The organism is Roseibium sediminis (assembly GCF_008711325.1).
GTDB lineage: Bacteria > Pseudomonadota > Alphaproteobacteria > Rhizobiales > Stappiaceae > Roseibium > Roseibium sediminis.
This window is the reverse complement of sequence record NZ_VXDB01000020.1, coordinates 57,221-74,510: the sequence shown is the minus strand read 5'-3', so window position 1 is coordinate 74,510 and position 17,290 is coordinate 57,221. Positions and strand designations below refer to the sequence as shown.

Here is a 17,290-nt window from a genome sequence, read left to right as displayed (position 1 = left end):
AAGCCAGTGAATCAGAAATCATCCAACAGCGCGAGGTTTTTGCGGGTGTCCAGCTCTTCCTCCAGCCCCTCGGCATCCTTCATGGAAGACAGAACCCGCGTCTTGGGGATCGGAATGCCGTGCCCCTTCAACAGCTCGGTGAGATAGACCTTGTTGGTGCAGCGGATCATCGACACCGGATCGTCGATGACCGGCATGCCTTCCTGCACTGCCCGCCGGGCAAAGCGGTAGGTGTGATTGTCGATATTCGTCGTCTCGCGAATGAACAGCGCGTCAAACTGCGCCAGCTTGTCGAGGTCGCCCTTGCCGATCGGCACCAGCTCCACCCCGTGGCGGGCAGCCACCTTGGCCATGTGCTTGAGCGAGGAAATGCTGGACGGCGGCAGTTCCTCCTTCGGGTCGGACAGGACCGCGATGGAATATTTCATCACCGCGCGCTGCTTCGGCCCGCGCCACGGCCGGGTCGTATAGGTTTCCAGCGCGGCCAGAAACTGGCTGCGTTCTTCAGCTTCCAGATCATTCACCGGCAGGAAGCGGACCCGCTTGATCGAATACCAGTCGCCTGCCTCGATGGAGATTTCCAGAACGGGCGCGGGAAACCAGTCGAACAGCAGGCGGCCAAAGCCCTCCAGCGCCGGAACCGAGGTCTTGCCAAGGCACACCAGCAGGCGGGCGGGAATATCCACCTCCCCGACGATCTTCCTGATGGCCCGGTTCAGGCTGTCTTCCAGTTCGGGCAACGCGCGCTGGTACAGCACCTTGCGTGACAGCTCGATCATGGTCTCCACCGTCGGCAGAACGCGGTGCTGGCGCGCTTCGGCCAGCAGCGACGCGTAGTATCCCGCGCCCTGATAGGCATAGGAGCGCGACAGGTTGAGGATCGTGGGCTTTGCCCCGGCAAAGAGCTTTGGATGGGTAAGGTATTCGCGGACGGTCATCACCTTGTGCGGGGTTTCCGCATTCGACACGTCCTTCAGATTATCAACGAGAATGACCCAGCTAGGCATTGCTGTGAGGTTCCTTCCTGATGACGATCTGTGCCCGTACATTGGTGCGTCCCCATCGGGCCATCAGATCAAATTCGGCAAAGGGTATGGGTAGATTGGCGGCATCGGCGGGGCTTTCGTCCTGCTCGTGCTCCAGCCATGGATCGTGAACAATAAGATGGCGCGCGTCCGCATCGTGAACCAGCACCCAGTGCGGTTCCTTCTTGCCGAACATCCGGTAGCCGGAAATCAGCACGATGATCAGCGCGCCTTGTGCAAGCAGCCCTGCAAGCTCGGCAGCGGCCAGCGGTGCGTCGGATCGGCGAACGCCAAGCTTTTCAGCTTCTGCCCGGTATCCTTCCTGAACCAGCGCCAGCACCTGCCGCTTTTCCGGATCGCGCACCGAGTTCAGGAACAGAAGATCATCCGGCTGCAGGCGAACCTCCACAGCAAGACCGCGCCGCGCGAGCGCATTGGCGATGCCGAAGGGACCGCAGCCGCCATGGCCCGAAGCGAGAAAGATGGTCGTGGCTTCACGCCACAAGGTCAGCTCGGTGAGGGTTTCCAGCGGCTCGCTGGACCCGAAATGGGCCAAGGCCATCATCGTGCAGGCCGGACCGCAGGTGAATTCGGTGGTCTGGGAATAATAAGGCGCACGCCCGGTTCCAAGATGCGCTCCGTGCAGCAGCTTCTGCATGCGGATGGCATCGCAGCCATCTTCATAATAGCCGGCAACATGCCCGCAATCCCGGTAGCCCCGAGCCACATACAGGCTGCGTGCTGCCGTGTTGTCGGTCCGCACTTCAAGGCGAAGAACAATCCGGTCGGCCTCGAAGGCAAAGGATTCGGCAGCTTCAATCAGCACCTTGCCAATGCCCATGCCTTGCCTTTGGGGATCAACCGCAATGGAATAGAGCCGGGCCAGCGCTGTGCCCCGCCGCAAGAGCAGGAGCACATAACCGCTTAGTCCCGCGCCAGTATCGGCAACCAGAATGGCAGATGCATTGCTTTCCAGAAAACGGCGAAAACTGCGCCGCGAAATACGATCCGAAACGAAGGCCGCCTTCTCGATCCTGAGAAGTTCCTCAAGGTCGGACAGTGCGGCCGGACGCATGGTCGACACGCCGTGTATCGCTGCGCCAGATGGGGTTGTCATGCCGTCTGAAGATTCAGAAAATGGTCCGTGGCGCCGCACCCGGACACCAACCGGAATTGGCGGGACAATCCAGACAAGCGGATCATCACCGACGGCAAGAATCCATTATACCGATTTGGGTTTCCTGTCTCAAAAATTTCGAACACAGGTGCACGTATCGTTACGAAAATAGACAGGCTTTCCAACCCTGGGTCAGCGGCCGTTCTGCCCATCGGTCAAATGGGCGCCATTCCAGCGCCCGTAGCGCCAGGGCAGATACCAGCGGGCGTCAGCAGGAAGGCTGTCAGGGATCGGATCATAGCCGCTTGCGCCCCACGGATTGCAGCGCAGGATGCGCGAGAGGCCCAACCAGCCCCCCCGCCAGAGGCCAAACTTTCGAAGGGCGTCCGCGGTATATTCCGAGCAGCTAGGTGCATAGCGGCACCCGCGCCCCATGAACATGGACAGCGAATGGCGGTAGATCCAGATCAGGCCAAGCCCGAGACGCGCCGGAAGCGAAACAGGACCATCATGCCGCTTGGGGCTGGAAGAAGGAGGACCGTCTTGGCACACGGGAAATCGGGCTCTCTGAATTGCTGGCATCTGGGTGCGGTATCGCCCCCGGTCTATCGCACCCTTGCCAAAAAAGGGAGAAAAAAGGGCTCTGCACCAAGAGGCGCCCTACCTGCTCAGTGGGTTCTTGCGCGTTGTTGAGCGCGGATTTCCTCTGACCAAGTGGATTTGATGAAGGAAAGTATGCTTGCGATCTCGTCATCTGTCAGGACGTCCTTGAACGCAGGCATGGACAGTTGAGGGTCATCAAGACCAAGCGCGGTTTTTGACCCGAATTTGGTGATCTTGAACAGCAACTCGTCGGGATGGTGCCATGTGTGGCCGGTCTCGTCATGCGGCGGTGCAGGAAACGCCCCGTCCGAGCCCGGAGTTTGCCAATCCACTTGCCCCTCCAGGTTCTTCCCGTGGCACACAGCACAATGATCGAGATAAAGCGCCCTGCCCTCAGCCAAGGCCTGCGAAGACGCCGACGAACCGGAAGACAGGGAACCTGTGTTCGGACCATCGTTCGAGCGCGAAACAAGCGCTCTCAACGCGGCAATGCCGCCAAGGGCCAGCAGCACCCCGACAAGAAACACTACCAATAGCTTTGTGGTTCTGACACTCATTTCGAAAACCGTTTACAAGAACATCTTTGAACGGTGAGCTGACCGGACAGCGACAGCCGTCCGGAAGCAGGCTCATTTTCAGGCAAGACCGCTATTTCGGCGCGACTTCGAAAAACGGAACAGCCGGATCATTCGGCTTTGCCCCCAAGGCAAAGACCGTATAGCGGGCGTCAGGGCTTTCTCCCATGCCAACGGAGCCATCCGGCATACCGGGAACAGCAATCCCGCGAATATCCGGCTGCTCGTCGAGCATCTTGGAAATGGCTGCCGGAGGCACATGCCCCTCGACCACATACTTGCGGCCCCTTTCAACCACAGCCGTGTGACACCCCTGCATCTCGTCCGGAACGCCAGCTTCCTTGCGAAGCTTGGATAGGTCTTCCATGTCGACAATGGTCACCTGATAGCCTTCTTCGTCCATGCGCTCGGCCCATTTCGAACAGCAGCCGCACCACGGCGTCTTGAAGACCGTCATCTTGCCCTTGCTGGCGTTCTCGTCCGCGTGACCCGACAGCGTAGGAAGCATGCCGAGGCCGAGCGCAAGAAGAATTGCAAAAATGCCGTTTTTCATTTCTTCGCCTCCTTGCGGGGTGCGTCGGCATGGCAGGCGGCACCGACAAAGCGATGCATGAGACCATGCATGGCGAGACAAAGTGACACGGAGACGCCGAGCCACAAGACATCGGTCACGGACAAATCGCCCTGCGTCCCACCATAGAGAAACAACCCTCCACCGATGAGCATCAGCAGACAGCAAAGGCCCATCATGATCCCCGCTGGAGATGCAAGCCCACGATCACCAAGAGATTGAAGCAATCTGCCACGGTTTCGTCTCATGGTGACAGAGTTGGGATTGTCGGCAGATTCAACTTGCCTAACGTCAGCATAGACCGACGATACTTCATTGTTTTTCATAACGAATTCCGATTTGATCTGAGAGTTGGCTTGTTCAGCCAGTTTCAAGCGTCGATCAAACCGGGATGGGAGGCGGATCAAAAGGATCAGAAATCTGCCCAATCTCGATGCAGTCCCGTGCCTGCTCAGGCGCAGCGGGCTGCGGAGCAGAGACGCTTACGCCCAATGGCATCAATGCCATAACTAGAGCGGGACAATCCGAAGGGCCGGACTGCATCTGCTCTGTGTCCCGATGACTGCAGCAGCCAATGGCAAACCTCAAGGGCTTGTCTGCACCGCGCAGCGTCTCGAGATTCGGCTCCTGAACGTTGGCCTCGCTCACATGAAGCGGAAGATTGGACCATGCGCCAGCCTGCCCGGCGGACAGCATCTGCAATCCGGCAAACATGACAAGCAGCGCTATGGAGCAAAACTTACGCATCCTGACTTTCAGAACCACCGCAAACGACGATTTGTATTCTCTGTCTCAGGCTTCCAGCCGGGGGAAGGTCAAGCCATTTTCCGCTCACCACAAGCCTGACGAAGAAGACCCACGCTATTTAGCCAAGACTGCCGCAGTCTCGGCCCCGGAGGCTTCAATCTGGTCCAGGGCATCGACCACTGCATCGAAGGTCAGCAGCGTGGAAGCGTGACGCGCCTTGTAGTCGCGGACCGGCTCCAGATACTTCAGATCCTCAAACCGTCCCTTCGGAGCTTCGCCGCCCTCTTTCAGCATGGCACGCATGTCTTTTTGCACGGCACGAAGTTCGTCAGAGGTCGCGCCGATCACATTTCGTGCCATGATAGAAGAGGAAGCCTGACCGAGAGCACATGCCTTAACGTCATGGGCGAAGTCCTTGACGACACCATTTTCCATAACAAGATCAACCACTACGGTGGATCCGCACAATTTGGAATGCGCCTTTGCCGACGCTTGCGGATTCTCAAGTCGGCCGACGCGGGGAATGTTTCCGGCGAACTCCAGAATCTTGCTGTTATAAATATCGTCCAGCATTCTCGCCTCTTTGTGACATGCAGTGATCACCTATACAATTGCGGCACCGGCGCAATATCCTATATACATCGGCACTGGCGGAAAATCCGCAAGAGGGAGAGTGGTCGCATTTGGTTTACCCTGCGTCGGGTTGAAACCGGAATGCGGGACCACTAGCCCCGACATTGTGTGTGCGCAAAATCTGACGCGGAAACAAGTCCGCAACAATGTTCTCATATGCTGATCCGTAAAGGTCCGGATGTCGTATGACGAGTGAAGATAACAAGGTAGCGAGGATTTCGATGGACGCTGTCCTGAAGTCGGTAGGCAAAAAATTCGAGCGAAAAACACCGGAAAAGCTCTCCCGCCCCTCGCGTGCCGAAGCCGAAGCAGCAGTGCGGACACTTCTGGCATGGGCAGGCGATGACCCTGAACGCGAAGGACTGCTTGACACTCCCAAGCGCGTTGCAAAGGCATATGAGCAGCTGTTCAGCGGGTATTTTGAGGACGCAAACGAGCATCTGGAGCGGGTGTTCGAGGATGTCGGCGGGTATCAGGACATGGTCCTTGTGCGCGGCATTCCCTTCCACTCCCATTGCGAACACCACATGCTCCCCTTCATCGGCCAAGCCCATATCGCCTATTACCCGGCCGAAGGCGTGGTTGGCCTGTCAAAGCTTGCGCGCGTTGTTGATATTTACGCAAAGCGTCTGCAGACACAGGAAAACTTGACCTCGCAGATTGTATCGGCGATTGACGATGCGCTTGCACCGCGCGGCCTTGCCGTGATGCTGGAAGCAGAACACCAGTGCATGACCATGCGCGGCGTTCAAAAACCCGGTGTATCGACGATCACCACACAATTTACCGGCGTTTTCCAGGATGATCCGGCCGAACAGGCCAAGTTCATGACCCTGGTACGCGGTGGAGCCCGATAAGCACCGCCACTTGAACAGCGGGCGCTAAATCGGAATCGATTGCGCGCCCAAAGCTGTTCGATCCAGCAGTGAACGAGCATCTTTGGGCGTTTCATACAAAACGCCCGATGCGGAGGAGCTTTTCGGCGTGTGCAACACCCACTTTGAAAATCGCGGGTCCAAGTCCGAAATCGAAACGGGCTTGGGCTTCATGCCGAAGTTTGATGCTGACGGCCTGATTGCGGCTGTCGTCACGGATGCCGACACGAACGAAGTGCTCATGGTCGGCTACATGAACGCCGAAGCCCTGCGGCGCACGATCGACACAGGCGAGGCCTGGTACTGGAGCCGCTCTCGCCAGAGCTACTGGAAGAAGGGCGAAACCTCCGGCCAGATCCAGAAGGTTCGCGAGATCCTGACCGACTGCGATCAGGACGCTCTTGTCGTGAAGGTTAAGGTGGAAGGAAACGGGGCCACCTGCCACGTTGGCTATCAGTCCTGCTTCTTCCGCAAGATTGAACGGGCGGATGACGGCTCGGTTTCCCTGAGCCTGTCAGGCGGGGAGCGGGTTTATGACCCCGAAGATGTTTACGGCAAGAAGTGAAACGAAAACTGCGGCCCTCGTCATCCGAAGACCGCAGTAAAACCTTCGCGTCAAAATCAGGCGAAGCTGATCAGGCCATGGTGATGTAGCTGCGCATCTGCTCGGCTTCCATTTCCACCTGCGCGATCTTGAACTTGACCACGTCACCGATGGAAATCACGCCGACGACCTTGTCGTCCTGAACGACCGGTACGTGACGGAAGCGCCCGGCATTCATCTTGGACATGACCGCATTGATGCTGTCTTCAGCCTTGCAGGTGACGACGGACTTGGTCATCACGTCAGCCACCTTGCGCTCAAGCGCCGAAGGACCATCCGCGCCGATAACCTTCACGATATCGCGTTCGGAAATGATTCCCTCAATGTGTCCGGCCTCATCGGCAATCACGATGGCGCCAATCTTGTACTGAGCAAGCGTCTTGCAGATGTCATTCAACGAAGAGCCACTCTTCTCCGTGATGACATTGTTCCCCTTGGTGCTCAAGATTGAAGCAACAGTCATAGGCTTCATCCTCCCTCTGTCAGGACGGACCATTCCACTTTGATCCATGTATCCATCATGACAACAAACCCGGTGTCAAAGCAACCGGGCGTTTGGGGGCATGTTCAAAAACGTCGTTGGGGAACCGGATCAAACAGGGGAAACAGCAACAGCCCGGCAACAAAGCCACCTATATGGGCCTGCCAGGCCACGGAGGCCCCGCCCTCGCCTGCGCCGCCAAGCCCAAACACAAGGTTCAGACCAAACCATATGGCAATGAAAACAATGACCTGCTGGTTGGAGAGGGTCTGTTTCAGCGGCACAGCCGACACCCGGTAGGCTGCAGCATCCGATCGACGAAACGCGCCAAGCGGACCCCCCAGTTCAAAAATGAAACGCAGCGCTGCCGCCATGTGTCCCGAAACAATCGCGGATGCTCCGATCACGGGAGCCTGACTGCCAAAGTTCGTCAGAAGATGTGCCAGGGCTCCTGCCACGGCACACGCGGCCGAAAGGCCGAGGAAGCGCGCTACTCCGAACCGGCGTGCCAATGCCCCGCCGAAAATCGCCATCCACAACAGATTGAAAATGATGTGCATGGCACTGCCATGCAGGAAGGCATAGGTCACAAAGGACCAGATATCAGCCCCAAGTCCGCCCGGGGCCTGTCCGGACGCAAGCACCTCCGGCACGTAGCGAATGGGCCAGAAGGCGAAATAGAACAGCAGCTCCGCATCCGTCTGCTCGGAGAGCACGAAGGTTCGCAGAACATGGATGGCTGCCATGATACCCCCAAGCCAGACGATGACTGTGGGAAGATTCAGCAGCGGCTGACGATCCGACTGCGGCGGTTCCTTGGGGGTGAAGTTGTAAACGTTCATTCCGTTTCCTCGCGCTCTGGAGGGAGATGTACGCCATTTCGCGGCCCAGACAAGCAATTGGCAAGCCGAACAAGGAATAAACTGGCAAGAAGGTGAACATCTAAAGCGGGGCTTTCGTGTCATCGCCCCTCGCCTTTTACCCCGGATCCCCCACCCTTGCCGAAAGTAACCATGGGCACGATTTGCTGCCCGGCACCAATTTCTGCCCGGTGTGAGCGCAAGAAAAAAGCACCGGGCGCCAGATCATGGCATCCGATGCTTTTCTCAGCCCCCTGTAACGTCGCGTCCCCACTCTACCCAAGAGACATCACGCCAACGAAGATACTTTAGTTATCCAAAGGCACCGGCTGTTTCTTGTTCATTTCCAGTGCGTAACACATTCTTAACGTGCCAAACGGATCCGTGCGTTGCAAGCTTTAGCTTTCGTTAACCTTAACAAACGGTGACTGGAGCTTTTTTGGCATGAATTGGCCATTTGGCACGCCCCCTGCTTAGGAGAGACCAAGACAACTGGACGGGTGCCACCTGTCCCAAAATCGAACAGTAGGTGATCCAAATGGGTACGGATCATCAAAAAGTGGGGCAAAGAACATGAAAAATGGCGTTACACAGACCCTTTATTCCTACTGGGATGAACTGCGCGGCATTCGTCCGGCACCGAACCGCAGCGAGATCGATCCGGGCCAGATCCGCGGCCTTCTGGGGGACACCTTCATTCTGGAGTCCAACTCTCCCCATGAGGCCCGCTACCGGCTGGCAGGAACCCGTCTGTGCTCCACCCATTGCCGTGAGCTGAAGGGACGCAACTTCCTGCGTGGCTGGAACGACAAGGACCGCGAGGCTCTGGAGAGCCTTCTGGCCGCCATTCGTGAAGATGCGGCTGCCGCTGTAATCGGCGTTGCCGGACATACAGAGCGCAAACAGCAGGTCGCCATGGAAATGCTGCTTCTGCCGCTGAATGTTCCCGGTGAAGGCCGCGTGCGCATTCTGGGTTGCTGCACGCCGATGGATCGCCCCTACTGGCTTGGCCTGCACCCGATCCTCAGCCAGTCGATCACCAGCCTGCGTCTGATCTGGCCGGATGAGCGCCCGTTCTTCATGGAGCGCCAGGAGCGCGTTCAGAACCCGATGATGCCGCGCTTCAAGGTTGATGACATGCCGATCCCGCCGTCTTCCCTTCCCCAAGGGGCAGAACGCCGCGTCGGACATCTGACCGTTTACAACGGCGGCAAGGGCTAAACGCCCCTCAAACAGTTCAAAACCCGACGTGAGGCACGAGATTTTCGTGCCTCATTCTCTTTCTGAATCAATATCATCCTTACACATCATTAACCCTGATTGGCGTATCTTCTGGCTGTGGAGCTCAAGAGCTCTCATCCTTATTTTGGACCAAGCGGCATTTCCGCCACAAAGGGTAGACACAGGCATGAATGCCGGACTGGCAACAGCAACAGCACCAGCCACTGAACGCAGACGACCGCTTCAGGCAACTGATCGGCGGCGCCATCAGCGTGTGAAGGTGAACATTCTCGGGCGCTACATGCTCGAGGATCGTCGGGAATATCCATGCCAGATAATCGACATGTCTCCCGGAGGCATGGCCGTCATTGCTCCCGTTTCGGGACGCGTTGGCGAGCGGATTGTTGCCTATCTTGATCAGATGAGCCGCGTTGAGGGGAAAATTTCCCGCGTGTTTGACGGTGGTTTTGCCGTTGAGCTGCGCAACTCTGTCCGCAAACGGGACAAGATTGCCAGCGTTCTGACCTGGCTTGCAAACAAGGAAGCACTGGACCTTCCGGAAGATCGTCGTCACGACCGTTTTGTTCCGAAGAACACACTGACTCATATTGTGCTGGCAGATGGCTCCGAGCATGCCTGCCGGATCATCGACTTGTCCCTTTCCGGTGCGGCCGTTGCGACCGACGTGAAGGTGGAATCCGGTGACAGTATCGAGATCGGCAAGATGAGTGCCCGTGTCGTGCGCCGTATCGAAGGCGGCATCGCCGTTGAATTCGGCGCCGTGCAGAGCCGCGACCTTCTGGAAAAGCACATTACGGTCGACCCGCGCGCCATGCGCAAGAAATTTGGCACAAGTGCCATCGACCCGGATCAATCCATCCTGCCGGGCCAATCGGCCCCGAAGGACCCATCCGAATAATATGATCTGAAGATGCACTTCCCTTTGAAGTGCATCTTCTTCAGGCCCAGGCCCTCCCCGCTGTAAAAGGGAATGCATTCAGAACCTGTCAGGGTCGCCAGGACCGAATTCTAGCGGTTCCCTTATCCGCTATATCTGCGCTTATGGATCGTTTAGGCGCAATTTTCCACTAAGCTCCGCAAAATGCCTGACACGGTTCGCCGATTGCACCACACGTGATCCATGTTTTGATGGATACGCGACGGAATTTGCATAATTGTAATCTGGCTGACAACTGCATTACAAAGTGGGCATCCATATGAGGATCATTGCAACGAACTCAAGATGGATATCCCGGATATGAACCCTCCAGACGCCAAATCTGCCTTGATCCCCGATGATCAACGCTTGCTGCATCACCACGCCGAAAGGACTGACCGATGACGGCTTCTGATGCAAAGCCGTTCGGACGAGTGGCCAAATTCTTTCACTGGAGCTTTCCGGTTCTGTTTGGCTTCGGGATCTTCAAAGCCCTCGACAATGTCGGCCAGTTGGCAGACCAGGCTCTTTTGCATTTCGAGATGGGCTTTGCGATGTTTTTTCTGGCATTCTTGGTTGCCCGCTTCGCCTTCATGCGCCGCACACAATCAACCTCGCTGCCTGATGGCACGCCACGCCATATCAAAATCTCGGCCAATGCTGTTCATCTGGCGATGTATACAAGCCTCGCGGCGATAGCCATTTCCGGCATCGCCATTGGCGGGCTGTACGAACATGGTTTCGCTTCCGGCGCTGCGATGACGGCCGCGATCGCACTGCACGAGTTTTCGATTGCAGCCAGCTACATCTTGATCGGACTGCATATTGCAGCCGCGCTCTATCACAGAATCAAGCGGGATGGCATTTGGAACGCCATGGTTCCCGTTTTCCAGGAAAAAGCCACCTCTCCGACAGAGTGAAACACCCCGCGTGGGTCTCCCACTTGAGGTGATAATCTATTCTCCGGACTGTCAATCTTGCCCGACCCATACAGCTTGGCGCCTCGTGATACCGTATTTGGTGCGGCATAAATCACCGACGGCCTGCGCGCACCGAGCAAAACAGTTCGCACCTCTTTCACGACCATGAAATTTCGCGCACAGATACAGGCGCCATTTCCTCACCAAACCTTGTTTTTGGCCAATAGGCTTCCGTTCTAAATGCCCCGATTGGGCCGCAATTTGAAAAAAGTTCGGCCATTTCGCACTTTTTTTGGCGCGCCCTTTTTGGCGCAAAAGCGCGTTCAAGGCAGATACCCTACGTCATCAAAAGTCGAAAACCAGCCTCCATACAGCTATCAAGGATGGCTGATTTCTTCATGATATCATGAGGTTACCGCGCTTCATTAGAATTTTATGCGATATTGCGCCAAATTTGCCTCAAAAGTAGTGCGATCTTTATTCAAAACTATTTTTCATTTGAATAAAGTATATATAAAAGCATAACACGCAACTTATCTGCGAATAAAAAGATGAATGGCATCGTTTAGCCAGCCTTGGGGAGGGCTTTACGATGAAAACTTCAAAACTACTTTCTTATACCTTCGCTGTTTCTGCTCTTTTTGTTGGATGGACATCCAGTGCAGAAGCGTCACCGACACGCTTCATGGAAATGAACGCAGCAACGTCTGCTCCAATCGGACACAAGCAGTTTTGTGCAGACAATGCCTCTGCCTGCCGCGGATCGACCAGCAAACCGGTCGTCGTGAAGCTGACGAAACAGCTCTGGCAGCAACTCATTGACGTGAACTCCACGGTCAACCGCAAGATTCAGCCGATGACGGACATGGATTACTTTGGCCGCGAGGAATATTGGACCTATCCGGTCAAGAACGTTGGCGACTGCGAAGAGTATGTCCTTGAAAAGCAGCGCATCCTGATGGCCGCAGGCTGGCCCAAGAGCGCGCTTCTGATCACCGTTGCCAAGGATATCAAGAACGCGGGCCACGCTGTTCTCACCGTTCGCACCGATCAGGGCGACATGATCCTCGATAACCAGATCGAGGCGGTACTGCCCTGGTACGCAACGCCCTATCGCTACATCAAGCGCCAGTCGCCGAAAGCTCCGGCCAAATGGACCGGTATCAACGACACCCGCGCAACGACAGTCAGTAGCCTTGGAAACTAGGCTACTGGGGATTTGGAAGGGTTTGCCCTGACGGGCAAAAGGAACGGTCCGGTCGCGTCCCCACCCTCCCCATCCCTACCACGGCCGGATCCAGGGAGTCGGTCTGCCCCCGCATGACCGACTCCCGACCTTATTCAAGCTGAGCGCCTCCACACAGCTTCACTCGCCACGCTTCTTTCCCGATCCATCGGGCAGGCAGCGTGGCTTTTTTTTCAAGGGCTTGGTTTTATGGCTTTTGCGGCTGGCAGTTTTTCAGTCCCGCCAAAGCACGCATTTTTCATGAAAGGACTTTTCGAAGTGACACAGGACGTCTGGATCAGCAGTGTTGGCAGCAATTCCCAATTGTTTGACAAACCGGGAATACGTGAGAAGTATTTTGACCAAGACTGGGCGCCCGCAAAATTTGAATTTGACACTCCGACGAACGAGCACATGCAAAATCTGCAACGTTACAAACGCGCTGATAAATTGCAGCGTAGGCAACTACTGGAAGCGGCCTATGTCTTCGATGAAAAACGCTGGTCTAAAGTCAAAGACTTATTTGCCCTTGAAGGCTTTTATGCGGTCAAAGGCAAATTAGCCGAAATCCTAAAGCAATTTGATCTGGGCGGAACAGACTTGGTCGAGTTTCCGATCTATCAGGCGGACAAAACCACACAGCTGCCCGGCCCATTCTATTTCCTGAATTTGGGGTCTCAAAAAGACTGCCTCCTTCCAGAGCTAAGCACTAATCTCGAAGCTGGCGTTCTCAATGTCAGAACAGGCAAACGCCGGTGGCGGCCGAAAACGGTCCTGCACGACGGAGATGCCGCTGTCACTATTGCGGCGCTTGAAGGCGCGGATCTCTGGGTTGACCCTAAATTTCCAGGAAAAATTTTCATGAGCGGCCCGCTGCATGACGCCATCGAGGCCGCTGGCCTGAAAATCGATTTCCTTTTTGCCAAGGCTCGCATTGTTGAGGAGTAAGGTGACCCAGATTCCGGCAAACTCTACTGGTCCAATGTCCTCAAGACTGCCAGCCAGTTCTGCGCACCGCCAAGCACGCGCAAGATATCCAGATGAATTGCGTTGATCCGATAGACAATCAGATGCGAACCGGAGGGGTGAAGCCGGACTGGTGGATCAAACTCCGTTCTCTCACGCGCAAGTTCTGGTGAAAGCAGCAAGAGGTCAAACGTCGCCTCCAATTCATCCATATACCGGTCAGCTCGCTCGGCGGACCAGTTCTGGGCGCCATAGATCCAGATATCCTCAAGGTCCTGTTCTGCCCTTGGAACAAGCCGGTAACCGGTAAGCTTAGGCTTCGCCATGCGTCTTCCGCATGCGCTGCTTGAAGGCTTTGAAATCAAACGGTTGCGGTTCGCCGCTGACAATGCCGTCCGACACAGCAGCCTGCACAGCGGAAAGCGCTGCAACGCGCTCCTGATCCTTGCGGATCAAATGCCGCACATAATCACTTGTATTGCTGAACCTGCCATCTGCCAGCTGCTCTTCCACCCAATCTTTCATCGGCGCAGGAAGTGAAACATTCATCGTCGCCATGGCAGGAGCTCCTCGTCCGCATCACGGCACAAGTTTATGACAAACTTTGCCAACTGTCATGACAAAGTTTGCCAACGCGTGCTCGAGCATCTTTGGGCGCTCAATCGATTCCGATTTAGCGTCCGCTGATCAAAAGTGACCACAGGAAACTCAGGAAATCTCCACCAGCTCCTTGGCAAAGCGTTTCCAGTTCGCGACGTAGCCAGCTGCGGAAAGGGTGATGCCGTGGGCGGCCTTTTCGTCAAGCTCGCGAGCGATTTTGCCCGGCACGCCGACAACGAGGGAATTGTCAGGGATGACCTTGCCTTCCGCCACAAGTGCATTGGCGCCGATGATGCAGTTGGACCCGATGACTGCGCCATTGAGAATGGTTGCGCCCATGCCGACGAGAGAATTGCTGCCGATCGTACAGCCATGCAGGATCGCCTGATGGCCGATGGTGCAGTCCGCGCCAATCGTCAGCGGATAGCCCATATCCGTGTGGCAGACTGCGCCGTCCTGCACGTTTGAGCGCGGGCCAACGTGGATCAGCTCATTGTCGCCGCGCAGCACGGCTCCAAACCAGACGCTCGCTTCCTCATCCAGCCGCACCCTGCCCATGACGCTCGCATTGGGCGCAATCCAGAACTGACCATATTTCGGAAGCTGCGGAGACACACCGCCCAACTTGTAAAGAGCCACAACCTACCCCGTTGTTTTGAAACTGACCGGCTCCAGAAGCCGATCAGCTGAAGGAATGCGCAACACCAAGTGCCAGCTGCAGGACCAGAAGACCGGAGCACAGGCTCCACATGCCAGCAATTGTTGATGAGGCAACGAGCCACCCGACCGGGCGTTTTTCGATGCGCCGGCCCCGAATGGCATTCCTCATGATGATGAAAGGTCCAGCGAACAGCACCATGAAAATGCCGCTCAGGATCGCAGGCATCGTCTCGACATTGAAGTTGAAACGTGGCGGTTCCTGCATCAGGAGCTGATAAAAACTACCAAGCACTCCTGCAGAAACAAAACCGGCGGCCCCGATATACACTGCTATGAAAAGCTCACCCACGGCCTATTAACCCCCTGTTAACCTTTTCCAGCCAACGCTGAAACAGAATTCGTATTGGGTCAACAGCAATTCCCGTGCCGGTTTGGCAAGCTGCGTTAAGTTCTTGTAAATCCTTATAACGCCGACCGGGTAAAAATGCGGATCATCCCGATCTGGGACGAGATGTGCCGAGACAGGACGCCAAAGTGAGACACTGGTCCTGCTCCCGGCACCGGGGCTTTTGAATGGACTATTACGCACTTCCAGACGCCACAGGTGTAAAAGCAAGGCATTTCAACGCCTTGTTGTGGGGGTTGTGCGGACTGGCTGTGCTGTATGTCGGTCAGGTGTCCATGCAGGTGGCTGACGAGATCGGAGAGATGGTCGTGGAGGAAGCCAGCCTTCCGGCAGACACCTACCAGATCGGTCTTCACACCTTGTCGATCCCCGAAACTTATCTGAGGGAAACCGAGTTTGGTTTCTTCGACAGCGCCCGCACCGGGGCCGTGAAGGACACTCTGGAACTGGCGCTCGTGTGGCCAACGTTGGCCCCCGCCTCGCGAACCCGATCGAAGGCACTGACTTTCGGCAACGGGTCCAATCTCGTCTATCTGCAAATCGACAAGGGCGTTTCCGGAGAAAGTCTGAGCGACCAGATCGAACCGGTCTACCGCCGCCTGGCGACCGTGCCCGTTGCAGAAGGTCCCGCCGGACTGCAAGTCCTGACCCTCTCCCCCGGCGTTGACATCGAGGAAGACGAGATCATCTTCGAGATTGAGGAAAACAATCGTTATGCAGCCCGCTGCAAGCGCCGCGCCCACCAGAAACAGTCTATCTGCGAGCGCTCGTTCCAGCTGCGCGGCGTATTGACCGTGACCTACCGGTTTGAAAAGCCCTTGCTGGCCAACTGGGGCCGACTGGAGCGCCGCGCCCGCGAACTGGTCGAGGCATCGCTCGTCAGTGAGGATGCCCCGGTCGCGGTCATGAAAAAGGCCTCCCCCACCGGCTGACCGGCAGAAGAGGCCTTGTTTCGATTTGTCTTCGAGACCTGGTCTCAGACCTCTTCCAGATCGATTTCCAGAATGGCCATCTGGAAGTTCCAGCTCAGGTCTTCATCTTCATCGTCCCGGAAGATCACGCCGATGAATTCATCGCCGATGTAGACTTCCGCGCTGTCGTCCTTGCGCGGGCGAGCCTTCACCTGAAGATTGGACAGCTCAAACTTCTTGCGCAAAAAGGCTTCGAGTTTCCGGATTTCTTCGGGTTTCACGAGGCTTCTCCTGCTTCGGTTGATTGGTTGGCTTGCTCGCGACCCTACACAAATGTACGGGCATGCCAAGCGCCGCGATCAGGTTTCCCCGTGTTCCTTATCCACTTCTTCCAAAAGAAGCTGGTTCATGCTGCGCGACGGTTCGGAGCATCCGGCCTTGCCCACAACCCGCGCGGGCACACCCGCCACGGTCGTGTTGGGCGGAACGTCCTGAAGCACCACGGAACCGGATGCAATACGCGAGCAATGGCCAATCTCGATATTGCCGAGCACCTTGGCCCCTGCGCCCAGAAGCACGCCGCGCCGTATCTTCGGATGACGATCCCCGTCTTCCTTGCCTGTCCCGCCAAGCGTCACCCCTTGCAGGATGGAGACGTCGTCCTCGATCACAGCCGTGCCGCCAATCACAACGCCCGTGCCGTGGTCAATGAAGATGCCCCGCCCCATGGGAACCGCCGGATGAATGTCGATCTGGAAGACTTCCGATGCCCGGCTCTGGATATAAAGCGCAAAGTCATGCCGTCCCTGCCGCCACAGCCAGTTGGCAAGGCGGTGGGTCTGCAGCGCATGAAAGCCCTTGAAATAGAGCACGGGCTCAAGGTAGCGGAAGCATGCCGGGTCACGGTCATAAACGGCAACGATATCCACCCGAAGGATTTCGCTCAGCTCCGGCTCCATGGCCAGCGCTTCCATATAGGTCTGGCGGATCAGCGAGGCTGAAACGATATCGCGGCCAAGCCGCTGACCCAAACGATGGATCACCGCCTCTTCCAGCGTCTCGTGATTGAGCACGGTCTCATAGACAAAGGAGGACAGCGCCGGCTCGGCGGCTACCATTTCCTGTGCTTCTTCCCGCAGCTTGCGCCAAACCGGATCATGCAGCGCAATTTTCGCGGCGCTTTGCTGTGGTGTCGAATTCGACATGGCTTGTCTCCTTTTTCAAGCCCCGTGAACTGGCTCGAAAGCCTGCAACCTGCCGGAAAGATAGGGTGCTTCGGCTCTGATTCCAAAGTCAAACTTGCGCGAACGGTCAAGCTTTGCTTTCCATACTCGCAAAAATGCTCAAGGTCTG

24 protein-coding genes are annotated in these 17,290 nt (G+C 56.5%); 8 read left to right on the top strand and 16 right to left on the bottom strand.

All coding sequences use genetic code 11. The features are described from left to right. Positions 1–11 precede the first annotated feature (11 nt). The 8 genes from F0155_RS18140 to F0155_RS18105 form a co-directional block, all read right to left on the bottom strand. On the bottom strand, positions 12–1,007 hold the full coding sequence (locus F0155_RS18140; protein ID WP_208999353.1) for a RimK family protein: 996 nt from the start codon (positions 1,005–1,007) through the stop codon (positions 12–14). Next, positions 1,000–2,142 (bottom strand): peptidase C39 family protein, encoded by a 1,143-nt coding sequence (locus F0155_RS18135; protein ID WP_150525962.1) that lies wholly within the window; start codon positions 2,140–2,142, stop codon positions 1,000–1,002. Before F0155_RS18135 ends, F0155_RS18140 begins: the two co-directional genes overlap by 8 nt. A 192-nt stretch (positions 2,143–2,334) precedes the next feature. Continuing rightward, complete coding sequence (yidD, locus tag F0155_RS23945; RefSeq protein ID WP_280177011.1) at positions 2,335–2,694, bottom strand: membrane protein insertion efficiency factor YidD; 360 nt, start codon at positions 2,692–2,694, stop codon at positions 2,335–2,337. 116 nt (positions 2,695–2,810) lie between these two features. Next, positions 2,811–3,302: a c-type cytochrome gene (locus F0155_RS18125; RefSeq protein WP_150525960.1), complete on the bottom strand. Its 492-nt coding sequence runs from the start codon at positions 3,300–3,302 to the stop codon at positions 2,811–2,813. A 91-nt stretch (positions 3,303–3,393) separates the two neighbouring features. Beyond that, complete coding sequence (locus tag F0155_RS18120; RefSeq protein WP_150525959.1) at positions 3,394–3,873, bottom strand: DUF411 domain-containing protein; 480 nt, start codon at positions 3,871–3,873, stop codon at positions 3,394–3,396. Then, complete coding sequence (locus F0155_RS18115) at positions 3,870–4,217, bottom strand: hypothetical protein (protein ID WP_150525958.1); 348 nt, start codon at positions 4,215–4,217, stop codon at positions 3,870–3,872. The genes F0155_RS18120 and F0155_RS18115 overlap by 4 nt, the downstream gene beginning before the upstream one ends. A gap of 55 nt (positions 4,218–4,272) precedes the next feature. After that, positions 4,273–4,638 (bottom strand): hypothetical protein, encoded by a 366-nt coding sequence (locus F0155_RS18110; RefSeq protein WP_150525957.1) that lies wholly within the window; start codon positions 4,636–4,638, stop codon positions 4,273–4,275. 114 nt (positions 4,639–4,752) lie between these two features. Then, positions 4,753–5,211: an iron-sulfur cluster assembly scaffold protein gene (locus F0155_RS18105; RefSeq protein WP_150525956.1), complete on the bottom strand. Its 459-nt coding sequence runs from the start codon at positions 5,209–5,211 to the stop codon at positions 4,753–4,755. 281 nt (positions 5,212–5,492) lie between these two features. Here F0155_RS18105 and folE point away from each other — a divergent pair, with 281 nt between their 5' ends. After that, positions 5,493–6,128, top strand: a complete 636-nt coding sequence (folE, locus tag F0155_RS18100) for a GTP cyclohydrolase I FolE (RefSeq protein WP_150525972.1) — start codon at positions 5,493–5,495, stop codon at positions 6,126–6,128. Between the two features lie 127 nt (positions 6,129–6,255). Next, positions 6,256–6,711 (top strand): phosphoribosyl-AMP cyclohydrolase, encoded by a 456-nt coding sequence (hisI, locus tag F0155_RS18095; RefSeq protein WP_150525955.1) that lies wholly within the window; start codon positions 6,256–6,258, stop codon positions 6,709–6,711. Positions 6,712–6,781: 70 nt separating this feature from the next. On the opposite strand, the gene F0155_RS18090 is transcribed toward hisI, so the two are convergent. Together F0155_RS18090 and F0155_RS18085 are read right to left on the bottom strand one after the other, a co-directional pair. Further along, the gene (locus tag F0155_RS18090) at positions 6,782–7,213 is read right to left on the bottom strand and encodes a CBS domain-containing protein (RefSeq protein WP_150525954.1); all 432 of its coding nucleotides are present in this window, start codon (positions 7,211–7,213) and stop codon (positions 6,782–6,784) included. A gap of 104 nt (positions 7,214–7,317) precedes the next feature. Continuing rightward, entirely contained in the window at positions 7,318–8,073 is a 756-nt protein-coding gene (locus tag F0155_RS18085; RefSeq protein WP_150525953.1) for a rhomboid family intramembrane serine protease, read from the bottom strand. A gap of 591 nt (positions 8,074–8,664) precedes the next feature. On the opposite strand from F0155_RS18085, the gene F0155_RS18080 reads away from it, so the two are divergent. The 5 genes from F0155_RS18080 (at position 8,665) to F0155_RS18060 (ending at position 13,342) form a co-directional block, all read left to right on the top strand. Beyond that, complete coding sequence (locus F0155_RS18080) at positions 8,665–9,312, top strand: PAS domain-containing protein (RefSeq protein WP_150525952.1); 648 nt, start codon at positions 8,665–8,667, stop codon at positions 9,310–9,312. Between the two features lie 187 nt (positions 9,313–9,499). Continuing rightward, positions 9,500–10,231, top strand: a complete 732-nt coding sequence (locus F0155_RS18075; RefSeq protein ID WP_150525951.1) for a PilZ domain-containing protein — start codon at positions 9,500–9,502, stop codon at positions 10,229–10,231. Between the two features lie 419 nt (positions 10,232–10,650). After that, complete coding sequence (locus F0155_RS18070) at positions 10,651–11,169, top strand: cytochrome b (RefSeq protein WP_150525950.1); 519 nt, start codon at positions 10,651–10,653, stop codon at positions 11,167–11,169. Positions 11,170–11,761: 592 nt separating this feature from the next. Beyond that, positions 11,762–12,376, top strand: coding sequence for a transglutaminase-like cysteine peptidase (locus F0155_RS18065; protein ID WP_150525949.1), 615 nt, complete (start codon positions 11,762–11,764; stop codon positions 12,374–12,376). Between the two features lie 228 nt (positions 12,377–12,604). Continuing rightward, a complete protein-coding gene (locus tag F0155_RS18060) occupies positions 12,605–13,342 on the top strand; it encodes an imm11 family protein (protein ID WP_208999352.1) in 738 nt (245 codons plus the stop codon). A gap of 23 nt (positions 13,343–13,365) precedes the next feature. Here F0155_RS18060 and F0155_RS18055 read toward each other — a convergent pair whose 3' ends face one another. From F0155_RS18055 to F0155_RS18040, 4 genes are all read right to left on the bottom strand, one after another. Next, positions 13,366–13,686 (bottom strand): type II toxin-antitoxin system RelE/ParE family toxin, encoded by a 321-nt coding sequence (locus F0155_RS18055; RefSeq protein WP_150525948.1) that lies wholly within the window; start codon positions 13,684–13,686, stop codon positions 13,366–13,368. Next, a complete protein-coding gene (locus F0155_RS18050; RefSeq protein WP_150525947.1) occupies positions 13,673–13,918 on the bottom strand; it encodes a type II toxin-antitoxin system ParD family antitoxin in 246 nt (81 codons plus the stop codon). The genes F0155_RS18055 and F0155_RS18050 overlap by 14 nt, the downstream gene beginning before the upstream one ends. A gap of 150 nt (positions 13,919–14,068) precedes the next feature. After that, positions 14,069–14,599, bottom strand: coding sequence for a gamma carbonic anhydrase family protein (locus F0155_RS18045; RefSeq protein ID WP_150525946.1), 531 nt, complete (start codon positions 14,597–14,599; stop codon positions 14,069–14,071). A 43-nt stretch (positions 14,600–14,642) separates the two neighbouring features. Continuing rightward, positions 14,643–14,969, bottom strand: coding sequence for a DUF6949 family protein (locus F0155_RS18040; RefSeq protein ID WP_208999351.1), 327 nt, complete (start codon positions 14,967–14,969; stop codon positions 14,643–14,645). Positions 14,970–15,193: 224 nt separating this feature from the next. On the opposite strand from F0155_RS18040, the gene F0155_RS18035 reads away from it, so the two are divergent. Further along, positions 15,194–15,958: a hypothetical protein gene (locus F0155_RS18035; RefSeq protein ID WP_150525945.1), complete on the top strand. Its 765-nt coding sequence runs from the start codon at positions 15,194–15,196 to the stop codon at positions 15,956–15,958. Between the two features lie 44 nt (positions 15,959–16,002). Here F0155_RS18035 and F0155_RS18030 read toward each other — a convergent pair whose 3' ends face one another. Together F0155_RS18030 and cysE are read right to left on the bottom strand one after the other, a co-directional pair. Beyond that, positions 16,003–16,218 (bottom strand): DUF3126 family protein, encoded by a 216-nt coding sequence (locus F0155_RS18030; protein WP_150525944.1) that lies wholly within the window; start codon positions 16,216–16,218, stop codon positions 16,003–16,005. Between the two features lie 78 nt (positions 16,219–16,296). Further along, entirely contained in the window at positions 16,297–17,142 is an 846-nt protein-coding gene (gene cysE, locus F0155_RS18025) for a serine O-acetyltransferase (protein ID WP_150525943.1), read from the bottom strand. Between the last annotated feature and the right edge of the window lie 148 nt (positions 17,143–17,290).

Coding starts and splice junctions, on each gene's coding strand:
- F0155_RS18140 (WP_208999353.1), bottom strand. CDS start 1,007: ATGCCTAGCTGGGTCATTCTCGTTGATAATCTGAAGGACGTGTCGAAT.
- F0155_RS18135 (WP_150525962.1), bottom strand. CDS start 2,142: ATGACAACCCCATCTGGCGCAGCGATACACGGCGTGTCGACCATGCGT.
- F0155_RS18125 (WP_150525960.1), bottom strand. CDS start 3,302: ATGAGTGTCAGAACCACAAAGCTATTGGTAGTGTTTCTTGTCGGGGTG.
- F0155_RS18120 (WP_150525959.1), bottom strand. CDS start 3,873: ATGAAAAACGGCATTTTTGCAATTCTTCTTGCGCTCGGCCTCGGCATG.
- F0155_RS18115 (WP_150525958.1), bottom strand. CDS start 4,217: ATGAAAAACAATGAAGTATCGTCGGTCTATGCTGACGTTAGGCAAGTT.
- F0155_RS18110 (WP_150525957.1), bottom strand. CDS start 4,638: ATGCGTAAGTTTTGCTCCATAGCGCTGCTTGTCATGTTTGCCGGATTG.
- F0155_RS18105 (WP_150525956.1), bottom strand. CDS start 5,211: ATGCTGGACGATATTTATAACAGCAAGATTCTGGAGTTCGCCGGAAAC.
- folE (WP_150525972.1), top strand. CDS start 5,493: ATGGACGCTGTCCTGAAGTCGGTAGGCAAAAAATTCGAGCGAAAAACA.
- F0155_RS18090 (WP_150525954.1), bottom strand. CDS start 7,213: ATGACTGTTGCTTCAATCTTGAGCACCAAGGGGAACAATGTCATCACG.
- F0155_RS18085 (WP_150525953.1), bottom strand. CDS start 8,073: ATGAACGTTTACAACTTCACCCCCAAGGAACCGCCGCAGTCGGATCGT.
- F0155_RS18080 (WP_150525952.1), top strand. CDS start 8,665: ATGAAAAATGGCGTTACACAGACCCTTTATTCCTACTGGGATGAACTG.
- F0155_RS18075 (WP_150525951.1), top strand. CDS start 9,500: ATGAATGCCGGACTGGCAACAGCAACAGCACCAGCCACTGAACGCAGA.
- F0155_RS18070 (WP_150525950.1), top strand. CDS start 10,651: ATGACGGCTTCTGATGCAAAGCCGTTCGGACGAGTGGCCAAATTCTTT.
- F0155_RS18065 (WP_150525949.1), top strand. CDS start 11,762: ATGAAAACTTCAAAACTACTTTCTTATACCTTCGCTGTTTCTGCTCTT.
- F0155_RS18060 (WP_208999352.1), top strand. CDS start 12,605: ATGGCTTTTGCGGCTGGCAGTTTTTCAGTCCCGCCAAAGCACGCATTT.
- F0155_RS18055 (WP_150525948.1), bottom strand. CDS start 13,686: ATGGCGAAGCCTAAGCTTACCGGTTACCGGCTTGTTCCAAGGGCAGAA.
- F0155_RS18050 (WP_150525947.1), bottom strand. CDS start 13,918: ATGGCGACGATGAATGTTTCACTTCCTGCGCCGATGAAAGATTGGGTG.
- F0155_RS18035 (WP_150525945.1), top strand. CDS start 15,194: ATGGACTATTACGCACTTCCAGACGCCACAGGTGTAAAAGCAAGGCAT.
- cysE (WP_150525943.1), bottom strand. CDS start 17,142: ATGTCGAATTCGACACCACAGCAAAGCGCCGCGAAAATTGCGCTGCAT.